Origin of the sequence: Pseudomonas sp. (assembly GCF_050739995.1) — a bacterium.
Lineage (GTDB): Bacteria > Pseudomonadota > Gammaproteobacteria > Pseudomonadales > Pseudomonadaceae > Aquipseudomonas.
This window is the reverse complement of the sequence record NZ_JBOICG010000059.1, coordinates 1-9,698: the sequence shown is the minus strand read 5'-3', so window position 1 is coordinate 9,698 and position 9,698 is coordinate 1. Positions and strand designations below refer to the sequence as shown.

Sequence of the window (9,698 nt, the reverse complement as noted above, 5' to 3'; positions counted from 1 at the left end):
AGATCCAATGTGGGAGGGAGCTTGCCCCCGATGGCGGAGTGTCAGTCAACGACGGTATTGACTGGTCTATCGGGGGCAAGCCCCCTCCCACATTTTAATCCGCTGTGTGTCAGCTCTGGCGCTTGGGTAGCTCGATCAGCACTTTCAGGCCACCCAGCTCACTTTCTTGCAACTGCAACGTCCCGCCCCACATCTCGACGATATCCCGCACGATGCCCAGCCCCAGGCCATGGCCGTCGATCTGCTCATCCAGGCGCGTACCTCGGCTAAGCACCTTGTCGCGCTCAGTTTCGGGGATGCCGGGGCCATCGTCTTCCACTGCCAACAGATAGCCTTGTACCGTTTCACTGACCGTCAGACGGACTTCGGCGTCAGCCCATTTACAGGCGTTATCCAGCAGGTTGCCGAGCAATTCCAGCAGGTCTTCGCGATCCCAGGGTAGTTGCAGGCCAGATGGCACCTGATAGCTCAGGTCCAGGTGTTCACCATGGATCATGCTCAGCGTGGCCAGTAGGCTGGGCAGTTCTTTTTCACAGTCGAACAATGCGCCTGGCAAGGTTTCACCGGCCAGGCGTGCGCGATTCAGTTCACGGTTGAGGCGTTGCTGTACCTGCTCCAATTGCTCGCGCAACAACTTGCTCAGTTGCGGATGGTCCTTGAGCGATTCGCTGGATGCCGCGCTTAACAGCACGGCCAATGGGGTTTTCAACGCATGACCGAGGTTGCCCAGGGCATTGCGTGAACGCTTTAGGCTGTCCTCAGTGTGGGCCAACAGATGGTTGATCTGCGCCACCAGCGGTTCCAACTCCAGCGGCACCTGGGTGTCGAGCTGGGAGCGTTGGCCTTGCTGCAATTGGGCGATCTGTTCACGAGCAGTTTCCAGCGGACGCAAGGCACGGCGCACGGTAATCCGTTGCAACACCAACACCAGCAACAGCGCCGCCAGCCCAAGCACCAGACCGATCTGACGCATTAGGCGGAAGCTTTCCCTTACGGGCGTGTAGTCCTGGGCCACGCTGATGGAAATCGACTGGCCAAAACGCTTGTAGTCCGAACGCAAGATCAGCAGTTGCTGGCCCTCCGGCCCCAACTGTAGGTTGCCTTTAAGCCCTGCCTCCTGCAGATGCGGCAACTCCTGATCCCAAAGTGAACGAGAACGCCAGTGAGTGTCGGCAAAATCAATACGAAAATAATGCCCGGAAAACGGCCGCTGGTAAGCCGGTGGCAAACGCTGTTCATCCAGTTGCACACCCTTGGGCCCACGCACCAGTGCTACCAACAGGTTTTCGCTGTCGTTGCGCAACCCCGCCTCCAGGTAGCGCTGCAATCCGGCCTCGAATAACCACAGACTGGTCTGCGCCAGTACCACACCGACGACCACCATCACACTGATCAGGCCCAGGCTCAGCCGCCGCTGAATGGATTTCATGCCGGGCTGGCACCAAATCGGTAACCCTGGCCACGCCGGGTTTCGATCACGCTGCGGCCCAGCTTGCGGCGCAAGTGGTTGACGTGGACTTCCAGCACATTGGAGTCGCGCTCGCTCTCGCCGTCATATAAATGCTCAGCCAAGTGACTTTTCGAAAGGATCTGCTGGGGATGCAGCATGAAGTAGCGCAACAAGCGAAACTCGGCGGAAGTCAGTTGAATCTCATCGCCATCACGCAGCACGCACTGGCGCCCCTCATCCAAGTGCAGACCAGCGGCTTGCAGGGTGGGCTGGTTGGCCTGGCCATGGGAACGACGCAACAGCGACTGAATGCGTAGGAACAGTTCCTCGGGATGGAAGGGTTTGGCAAGGTAATCATCAGCGCCGGCCTTGAGCCCCTCAATACGTTCGGCCCAGGAATCGCGGGCGGTCAGGATCAGCACCGGCGTGGCCAGTGACGCCTCCCGCCATTGCGCCAGCACCTCAAGTCCGGGCAGGCCGGGCAAGCCAAGGTCAAGAATGATCAAGTCATAGGGCTCGCTACGGCCCTGATAGACTGCGTCACGGCCATCGGCCAGCCAGTCGACGGCGTAGCCTTGGCGCTGCAAACCCGCCATTAATTCATCGGCCAGGGGAACGTTGTCTTCCACCAGAAGCAGGCGCATCAATCGTCTTCCTTATCTTTGAGCAGTGCACCGGTGCTCGCGTCGAGCTCGATTTCACGCACAACCCCTTCGACCGTCAGCAACTCGATGTCGTAGATATAGCGCACCGGGCGATCCTTGTGTTCTTCAAGCTCGGCATCGAGCAGCTTGGCGCCGGGGTAGCGTTTGAACGCCGGGCCCAGCAAGTGTTCCAGTGGAGCGATGATGCCCTGCTGGCGCAGGCGCAAGGCTTCGTCCTGATCGAGGTCGTGAGCCGCCAAGTGAGTGCTGGCCAAAAGCAATACCAGCGCCACTGAACCGCCCGCGTGTAGATTTACCTTCATTGCGTATCCTGATGTTGCTTGAGGTCGCGACGGTAACCGTTGCAACTTAACTGAAACTGAATTGCCACCATGGCAATTCTATCCATCGACTGCCCCATCGCCTTGTGAGATTTTCTATACTGCCACGCTCGCTTCAAATGAGACCGGTATGACAGCCATCCATATCAAATTCCCCGCCTTGACCCTCAAGGCCGGCCAACGCGCCATGACCCGCATTCGCGAACAGGGCCTCAAGCCAGCCGATGTCGGCATCCTACCCGGAGCGGCCGGTGGCCCCAAAGCCTTGGGCATCCAGGGCCTGGACCTGGCTTTGTTCGGCGATTGGCTTCCCCGTGCGCCGCGTGAACGTGCGCTGATCGGCGCCTCTATCGGCTCCTGGCGGTTTGCCAGCGCCTGCCTGCCCGACCCGGTACAGGGCCTGCTCGACCTCGGTCGCCTGTACAACGAACAGCGCTTTGCCAAGGGCGTGACCATGGCCGAAGTCACCCAAAGCTGCCAGCGCATGCTCGATGACCTGCTGGCCGGCCGTGACGAGCAGATCCTGGCAAACCCCGACTATCGCCTGAACATCATGGTGGTCAAGAGCCACGGCCTGCTTGCCGATGACCATCGTGGGCGCTTGGGACTGGGCCTGTCGTCGGTGATTGCCGATAACCTGCGCGGTCGCGCACGGCTGTCACGGCATTTCGAACGGCTGATCATCCACGATCCACGTCAGGCGCCACCGGTGCATCCATTGAAGGACTTTCCCTCGCGTTTCCTCCCTCTGGAGCTGGGCAATTTGCGCCAGGCGTTGCTGGCGTCCGGCTCGATTCCCATGGTGATGCAAGGCGTGCGCGACCTGCCCGGCGCAGGTGCAGGCACCTACCGCGACGGCGGCCTGCTGGACTATCACCTCGACCTGCCCTATCACGGCGACGACATTGTGCTGTACCCGCATTTCACCGACCGGGTCATCCCGGGCTGGTTCGACAAGAGCCTCCCGTGGCGACGCAGTAACCAGCAGGGCTTGCAGGATGTATTACTGCTCGCGCCATCCAGGGATTACCTGGCGCGCCTGCCCCACGGCAAATTACCGGACCGCAGCGACTTCAAGCGCTTCATGGGCGATGATCCAAGCCGCAACCAATACTGGCAAACGGCAATGAGCGAAAGCCAACGACTGGGCGATGAGTTCCTGGAATTGGTCGATAACGGTGGCTTGGGCGAGCGCTTGCAGGCGCTTTGACCCAGCGGTATGCGCGGCGACGGATCAAACTGTTAAACTCGCCGCCTGCCAGACACCTGACCGAGCTGAAACCACTGTGGAAATCTTCAAAGAGTTTACTTTCGAATCCGCCCACCGCCTGCCCCACGTACCGGAAGGCCACAAATGTGGGCGCCTGCATGGGCATTCGTTCAAGGTGGCCATCCACCTGAGCGGCGACCTGGACCCTCATACCGGCTGGATTCGCGACTTCTCGGAGATCAAGGCGATTTTCAAGCCGCTCTACGAACGCCTCGACCACAACTACCTCAATGACATCCCCGGCCTGGAAAACCCGACCAGCGAAGTCCTGGCCAAGTGGATCTGGAACGAACTCAAACCACTGTTGCCGGAACTCAGCGCCATTCGCATCCATGAGACCTGCACCAGCGGCTGCATCTATCGCGGCGAATAAGCCGGCGATGTGAAGAAACCACCCTTGCGGTGGTTTTTTTATGCCTGCGGCTCCCTTACAGTCGAGGCATCCGGCCATCGTGTCCATACGGCCAAGTGCCTACAGGAGAACCCCATGGAAAACCTCTGGCTGGCCCAGGCCAAGCGCTTGCAGGCGCTGGCCTCCACCGGGCTGCACTTTTGCACCGACGATTTCGAGCGTGAGCGCCTGGAAGAAATTGCCGAGATTGCCCACAGCATGCTGGCGCAACTGGCCGAAGTGCCCTTGGAACGCATCACCGGGCTGGTGTCGGATTTTGCCCAGCGCTATTCCACCCCGATGATCGACGTGCGGGGCGCAGTAATCGAAGGCGACCGCATTCTGCTGGTGAAAGAGCTGACCGATGGTTGCTGGGCGCTACCGGGAGGTTATGCGGATATCGGCTTGTCGGCTGCGGAAAACATCGTCAAGGAGATCCGCGAAGAAGCCGGGCTGACGGTGACCGCACGAGCGCTGTACAGCGTTACGCACAAGGCCAAGGGCTTGTATCGCCCGGACGTACGCGACTTCTACAAGCTGTACTTTCTCTGCGAACGGGCGGACCTGTTGGCGCCGATGGCCGGGTTCGAAACCACGGAGGTGGGCTTTTTCACTCTGGATGACCTGCCCCCGCTGTCCCGAGGACGCACCATTGAAAGCGATCTTGAGGCGGCGTTTGCGTTTCATCGCGGTGAGACCACACAGACATTGTTCGACTGACTCCAAACGACCACCTGATTGTCTTTTTGTCCAAGAGGAACTTGCCCATGCACATCATCAATGCCCGCCTGCGCAATCGTGACGGCCTGCATGATCTGCACCTGGAACACGGCCGGATCGCCAGCATTACCCCGCAATCAGCAGCCCCCACTTTAATGCCCGGTGACCTGGATGCCGCCGGCAACCTGGTCATCCCTCCCTTCGTCGAACCGCACATTCACCTGGACGCGACCCTGACCGCCGGCGAGCCACGCTGGAACATGAGCGGCACGTTGTTTGAAGGCATCGAATGCTGGGGAGAACGCAAGGCCACCATTACTCAAGAAGACACCAAGACCCGCGCCCAAAAAACCATCCAGGCCCTCGCCGCCCACGGCATCCAACATGTGCGCACCCATGTCGATGTCACCGACCCCGACCTCACTGCGTTGAAAGCCATGCTGGAAGTGCGCGAAAAAACCTCGCACCTGATCGAATTGCAAATCGTGGCCTTTCCCCAGGAAGGCATCGAGTCCTTCCGTAATGGCCGTGAACTGATGGAAGAAGCAATTCGCCTGGGCGCCGACGTTGTCGGTGGCATCCCTCACTTTGAGTACACCCGCGACCAAGGTGTGAGTTCGGTGAAGTTCCTTATGGATCTGGCCGAACGTACCGGCTGCCTGGTGGACGTACACTGCGATGAAACAGACGACCCGCACTCACGCTTTCTCGAAGTGCTCGCCGAAGAAGCCCGCAGCCGCGATATGGGCGCCCGCGTCACCGCCAGCCACACCACGGCCATGGGCTCCTACGACAATGCCTACTGCGCCAAACTGTTTCGCCTGCTTGGGCACTCCGGCATCAGCTTTGTCTCGTGCCCGACCGAAAGCATCCACCTGCAAGGCCGTTTCGACAGCTTCCCGAAACGACGCGGCGTCACCCGTGTCAACGAACTGCTCGAGGCCGGCATGAACGTGTGTTTTGGCCAGGACTCCATCGTCGATCCCTGGTACCCGCTGGGCAACGGCAACATCCTGCGCGTACTGGAAGCCGGCTTGCACATCTGCCACATGCTCGGCTACCGCACCCTGCAAAGCGCCCTGGACCTCGTCACCGAGAACAGTGCCAAGGCTATGGCCCTGGGTGAACGCTACGGCCTGGAACCGGGGCGTCCGGCCAACCTGTTAATTCTGTCGGCAGACAGCGACTATGAAGTGATCCGCAACCAGGGCTTGCCGTTGTACTCGGTCCGCAACGGCAAAGTACTGATGAAACGCCAGCCGGCACAGGTGGATTTTTTATAGCCAGTTGGCGCGCTGGTCTTCAAAACCCGAACGGTCAACTAGTACTCCCCTGCTTGCGCCTGCCGGTGCGCGGCCCCGAACAGACTGACGCTCAACAGGGTTTCGGCTGCTGCGTGCAAACGGACAGGCGCCGTGCCTCCCGGCATCACCACGGCCACTTCGCCGGCGTCAATCCAGCCCGCCCGCCATGCCGCGCACGCCACGGCACTGGCGCTAGTCCCCGAAGACGCCGTCGGCCCCTCGCCGCGCTCGAACACTCGAGCAATCACCCGATTACCTGAGGCACGCGCAGCCCATTGCAAATTGACACCGGTCACGCAGGGGTGGCCGCTGCCGCCAGGGGGAGCAAAAGCTATCGCCTGCAAGCGCGCAAACAATGCAGCCTGGTGCATAGCCTGGTTTTCTGGCAGGTCCAAGACCTGTTCGACCAGCGTCACGCAATGGGGGTTACCCACTCGCACAAACTGGCTACGTGCCCATTGCGGGTTGACAGCAGCCAGGGCGGCTATGTGGCTGAACTCACGATGCCCCGCCGTGACGACTTCAACACCTTCGGCGCCGACCGCAGCAGGACCGAACGCCGGCTGCCCCAAGGCCAGCCAGAACCCTGCGACCTGTTCGTAGATCGCCGGTTCGACATGGGTGACCAACGGCGACGCTGCATCCGACTTATCGTGATGCACCCGCAGCTCACACGCTTGAGTCATCAGGCCCTGTTCGGTCAACGCTTGGGCAAAGATGGTCAAGCCGTTGCCACTGCGCTCTGCCAACGTGCCGTCAGTGTTGACGATCAGCAGATCGAACGGTGGCGCAGCTTGAAACGGTCCGACCAGCAAACCATCGCAGCGATGTGCCTTGGCGTCCGCCGGGCGAGGCAATGTTCCCCAACCACATTCGGATGCGATAGCCATTGCGGCCCAGGCTTGTCGCGTGCTCGCCGCCAGGCTGGCACTGTCTGGAAGTTCGACGCCTTGGCTGCGCAAAAACGCCGGGCTGACTACGCCATAGATATTACCGCGTGCATCGTAGAAACGGGTCATGCTCCGACCTGCCTGGAAATTCTCATGGGTTCGTCCGTACCGCTGCGTGCTTATTGGCCAGCAGCGTATTACAGAACGCTCCAGGTGTGGGAAGTGGCCCGGAAGGTCGTAACCCAAGAAGCCTGGGGGTTCATCAGTCCTCGCGGGGAGTACGTACCCTCCAGACCACTTCCTACACACTGATGTGGTCGCCATCACTCAGGGCGTTCCGTGTTTGTAAAAATAAAAGTCACGCCCCGTGGATTAATCCTCAGGGAACCCGGCTCGCTCGACAGGGCCTGATGTGCAAGGATGTCACGCCGGACATCGTTCGTTGAACGCAAAACCAAGGATTTTTCATGACTGCCATCCCCACCCCAGCGCCCGTGGTTCCCGGGCGGCTGGAGCAAATGTCGACCCGTATCGCGTTTTTCATTGCCGGCTTCGGCATCGCCGCCTGGGCGCCACTGGTGCCGTATGCCAAGGCGCGTGCGCAGCTCAATGAAGGCACGCTAGGCCTGCTGCTGTTGTGCCTGGGGGTAGGCTCGATCCTCGCCATGCCGATGGCAGGTATATTGGCGTCACGCTTTGGTTGCCGTCGCGTACTGAGCGCCGGCACGATCATGATCTGCCTGGCTCTGCCGATGCTGGCCACCGTCAGTTCGATTCCACTGCTCATGGCCGGGCTGTTCCTGTTTGGTGCAGGCTTGGGCACGGTGGATTCAACGGTCAACCTGCAAGCGGTCATCGTTGAGCGCGCCAGCGGCAAAACCATGATGTCGGGGTTCCATGGCTTGTTCAGCCTGGGCGGTATTGTGGGTGCCGCGGGTGTTTCCGGGCTTTTGGGGTTGGGCTTTTCACCGCTGCAGGCAACCTTGGTGGTGATCGTCGTTATGGTGTTGGCCCTGCTCAAGGCTGGCCCCCATTTATTGCCCTATGGCAGTGAAAGCTCAGGGCCGGCGTTTGCTATTCCCCATGGTGTGGTGCTGTTTATCGGCTGCTTGTGTTTTATCGTTTTTCTCGCCGAAGGGGCCATACTCGACTGGAGCGCCGTGTTTCTCAGCGCAGAGCGCGGCTTGGACGAAGCCTACGCGGGGCTTGGTTATGCAGCATTTGCCCTGACGATGACTGCCGGGCGCTTGACCGGTGACGCGATTGTGCGTCGTCTGGGCGCTACCCGGGTAATCGTGATCGGTGGCTCGCTTGCAGCAGCCGGTTTGTTCCTCGCCACGCTGTCCCCGGCATGGGAAATGGCACTATTGGGCTATGCGCTCGTAGGCGCTGGCTGCTCGAATATTGTCCCGGTGCTCTATACCTCCGTCGGCAAGCAAAACGTCATGCCGGAACACATTGCCGTTCCTGCGATTACCACGCTGGGATACGCGGGAATACTGGCCGGCCCTGCCGTGATCGGATTCATTGCCCATGGCAGCAGCCTGGCGACTGCTTTTCTGTTGATCGGTGGGTTGCTGGTGGCGGTAGCGGTCAGTGGAAAAATATTGCGGGTATGAACACGAGACGGCACGAGCGGGTTGAGTCTTTCAAGCAGCTCGTGCTGACCTGCACGCTTGTTTAATTTCCCTTCTCTTTCTTGTCGTTCTCCAGCCAGCGATCAATGCTGTAGTTTTTCAGCCACCCATCGTCGTTACGGCTGCCGAAGAGGCTGTAACCGTTGGCCTTGTAGCTATCCAGAGAGTCCATTAACCCGGGTCTCTCCGCAAGATTTTTGGCCAGATACACCTCTTGTTCACTGTACTTTTTCAAAGGAAACCCGGTACGAGGGTCCCGTACTGCCTCGCCTTTATTGTCCGTGACATTAGGGTCCTTGCTAATTTCCAGGATCGTTTCTCTCTTCACGTACCGATGTTTTTCTTTACCAAAAAAGGGATTGAAGTCCTCCGCCTTGTCCCGCCAGTCATCAAATTTCCCTCTGAATGCCTGGACGACCTGAGCATCGGTTTTCGCATGGAACGGGTCCGCGCTCTGGGTGTTGGGGTTGGTATTGCCGATTTGCGAATCACCCGCCTTGGTCAGGCTTTCATGAGTGATTTCACCCCCCTTTGCAGTGATCGCATCATTCAATCGGGGACGGTTGAGGATTTCTCGCGCCAACATGATTGTGCGCTCCGAAACCTTGCTACTGTTCGGTTCCTCTTTGGCTATCTCCTGCAAAGATCCCTGTGTCAGCCGTCCATCTTTCTTGAAGGCGTCCAGCAATGACAGGTTGGTCTTCAGGTCGGTCGCCAGCAGGTGGTCGTCTGAGCTGACAAAGGGGTTCCCGACCTTTGTCATGCCTCCGTACAGGTTCTGACCGTCAAAGTGTCGGTCGGCGCCGTTCGCGAATTTGGAATTGAATGCTTGCGCCGCCGGCAACGGTTTACCCAGTGCACGGGCATCTACCTCATACCGAGATTGGCCATTGCCCGCCTGTGCGCCCACTCCTGCTAGGGGCATAGTCGGGGTATTTGACATGGGCATTTGCGTGTAGCCCAGATTGTTGATGACGCCACTCATGATTCACCTCCACCTAATCCAGATTGCGTAGCCAGGGCCTTAAGTCAATACGGCACAAGCTCCCAT

At 59.5% G+C, this 9,698-nt stretch carries 10 protein-coding genes; 5 read left to right on the top strand and 5 right to left on the bottom strand.

Going from position 1 to position 9,698, the window contains the following annotated elements:
* Nucleotides 1-109 precede the first annotated feature (109 nt).
* Genes ACRESD_RS02245 through ACRESD_RS02235 form a run of 3 tightly spaced genes read right to left on the bottom strand, consistent with a single transcriptional unit; the run spans nucleotide 110 to nucleotide 2,417 of the window.
* On the bottom strand, nucleotides 110-1,429 hold the full coding sequence (locus ACRESD_RS02245) for a sensor histidine kinase (RefSeq protein ID WP_431749438.1): 1,320 nt from the start codon (nucleotides 1,427-1,429) through the stop codon (nucleotides 110-112).
* Nucleotides 1,426-2,094 (bottom strand): response regulator transcription factor, encoded by a 669-nt coding sequence (locus ACRESD_RS02240; protein ID WP_431749437.1) that lies wholly within the window; start codon nucleotides 2,092-2,094, stop codon nucleotides 1,426-1,428. The genes ACRESD_RS02245 and ACRESD_RS02240 overlap by 4 nt, the downstream gene beginning before the upstream one ends.
* Nucleotides 2,094-2,417: a PepSY domain-containing protein gene (locus ACRESD_RS02235; protein ID WP_431749436.1), complete on the bottom strand. Its 324-nt coding sequence runs from the start codon at nucleotides 2,415-2,417 to the stop codon at nucleotides 2,094-2,096. The genes ACRESD_RS02240 and ACRESD_RS02235 overlap by 1 nt, the downstream gene beginning before the upstream one ends.
* 148 nt (nucleotides 2,418-2,565) lie before the next feature.
* Here ACRESD_RS02235 and ACRESD_RS02230 point away from each other — a divergent pair, with 148 nt between their 5' ends.
* The 4 genes from ACRESD_RS02230 (at nucleotide 2,566) to codA (ending at nucleotide 6,099) form a co-directional block, all read left to right on the top strand.
* Nucleotides 2,566-3,645, top strand: coding sequence for a patatin-like phospholipase family protein (locus ACRESD_RS02230; protein WP_431749435.1), 1,080 nt, complete (start codon nucleotides 2,566-2,568; stop codon nucleotides 3,643-3,645).
* A gap of 76 nt (nucleotides 3,646-3,721) precedes the next feature.
* A complete protein-coding gene (gene queD, locus ACRESD_RS02225) occupies nucleotides 3,722-4,078 on the top strand; it encodes a 6-carboxytetrahydropterin synthase QueD (RefSeq protein WP_003190259.1) in 357 nt (118 codons plus the stop codon).
* A gap of 114 nt (nucleotides 4,079-4,192) precedes the next feature.
* Complete coding sequence (locus ACRESD_RS02220) at nucleotides 4,193-4,816, top strand: NUDIX hydrolase (RefSeq protein WP_431749434.1); 624 nt, start codon at nucleotides 4,193-4,195, stop codon at nucleotides 4,814-4,816.
* Between the two features lie 47 nt (nucleotides 4,817-4,863).
* Complete coding sequence (codA, locus tag ACRESD_RS02215; protein ID WP_431749433.1) at nucleotides 4,864-6,099, top strand: cytosine deaminase; 1,236 nt, start codon at nucleotides 4,864-4,866, stop codon at nucleotides 6,097-6,099.
* Nucleotides 6,100-6,137: 38 nt separating this feature from the next.
* Here the strand turns inward: codA and ACRESD_RS02210 are convergent, their stop codons facing one another.
* Nucleotides 6,138-7,139, bottom strand: a complete 1,002-nt coding sequence (locus tag ACRESD_RS02210) for a diaminopimelate epimerase (RefSeq protein ID WP_431749432.1) — start codon at nucleotides 7,137-7,139, stop codon at nucleotides 6,138-6,140.
* Nucleotides 7,140-7,477: 338 nt separating this feature from the next.
* Here ACRESD_RS02210 and ACRESD_RS02205 point away from each other — a divergent pair, with 338 nt between their 5' ends.
* Nucleotides 7,478-8,629, top strand: coding sequence for an MFS transporter (locus tag ACRESD_RS02205; protein WP_431749431.1), 1,152 nt, complete (start codon nucleotides 7,478-7,480; stop codon nucleotides 8,627-8,629).
* 61 nt (nucleotides 8,630-8,690) lie between these two features.
* On the opposite strand, the gene ACRESD_RS02200 is transcribed toward ACRESD_RS02205, so the two are convergent.
* Nucleotides 8,691-9,632, bottom strand: a complete 942-nt coding sequence (locus ACRESD_RS02200; RefSeq protein WP_431749430.1) for a hypothetical protein — start codon at nucleotides 9,630-9,632, stop codon at nucleotides 8,691-8,693.
* Nucleotides 9,633-9,698 lie beyond the last annotated feature (66 nt).

What these genes read in the sequence shown, in the direction of transcription:
- codA (WP_431749433.1), top strand. Translation starts at nt 4,864, where the DNA reads ATGCACATCATCAATGCCCGCCTGCGCAATCGTGACGGCCTGCATGAT.
- ACRESD_RS02240 (WP_431749437.1), bottom strand. Translation starts at nt 2,094, where the DNA reads ATGCGCCTGCTTCTGGTGGAAGACAACGTTCCCCTGGCCGATGAATTA.
- ACRESD_RS02245 (WP_431749438.1), bottom strand. Translation starts at nt 1,429, where the DNA reads ATGAAATCCATTCAGCGGCGGCTGAGCCTGGGCCTGATCAGTGTGATG.
- ACRESD_RS02220 (WP_431749434.1), top strand. Translation starts at nt 4,193, where the DNA reads ATGGAAAACCTCTGGCTGGCCCAGGCCAAGCGCTTGCAGGCGCTGGCC.
- ACRESD_RS02200 (WP_431749430.1), bottom strand. Translation starts at nt 9,632, where the DNA reads ATGAGTGGCGTCATCAACAATCTGGGCTACACGCAAATGCCCATGTCA.
- ACRESD_RS02205 (WP_431749431.1), top strand. Translation starts at nt 7,478, where the DNA reads ATGACTGCCATCCCCACCCCAGCGCCCGTGGTTCCCGGGCGGCTGGAG.
- ACRESD_RS02235 (WP_431749436.1), bottom strand. Translation starts at nt 2,417, where the DNA reads ATGAAGGTAAATCTACACGCGGGCGGTTCAGTGGCGCTGGTATTGCTT.
- ACRESD_RS02210 (WP_431749432.1), bottom strand. Translation starts at nt 7,139, where the DNA reads ATGACCCGTTTCTACGATGCACGCGGTAATATCTATGGCGTAGTCAGC.
- ACRESD_RS02230 (WP_431749435.1), top strand. Translation starts at nt 2,566, where the DNA reads ATGACAGCCATCCATATCAAATTCCCCGCCTTGACCCTCAAGGCCGGC.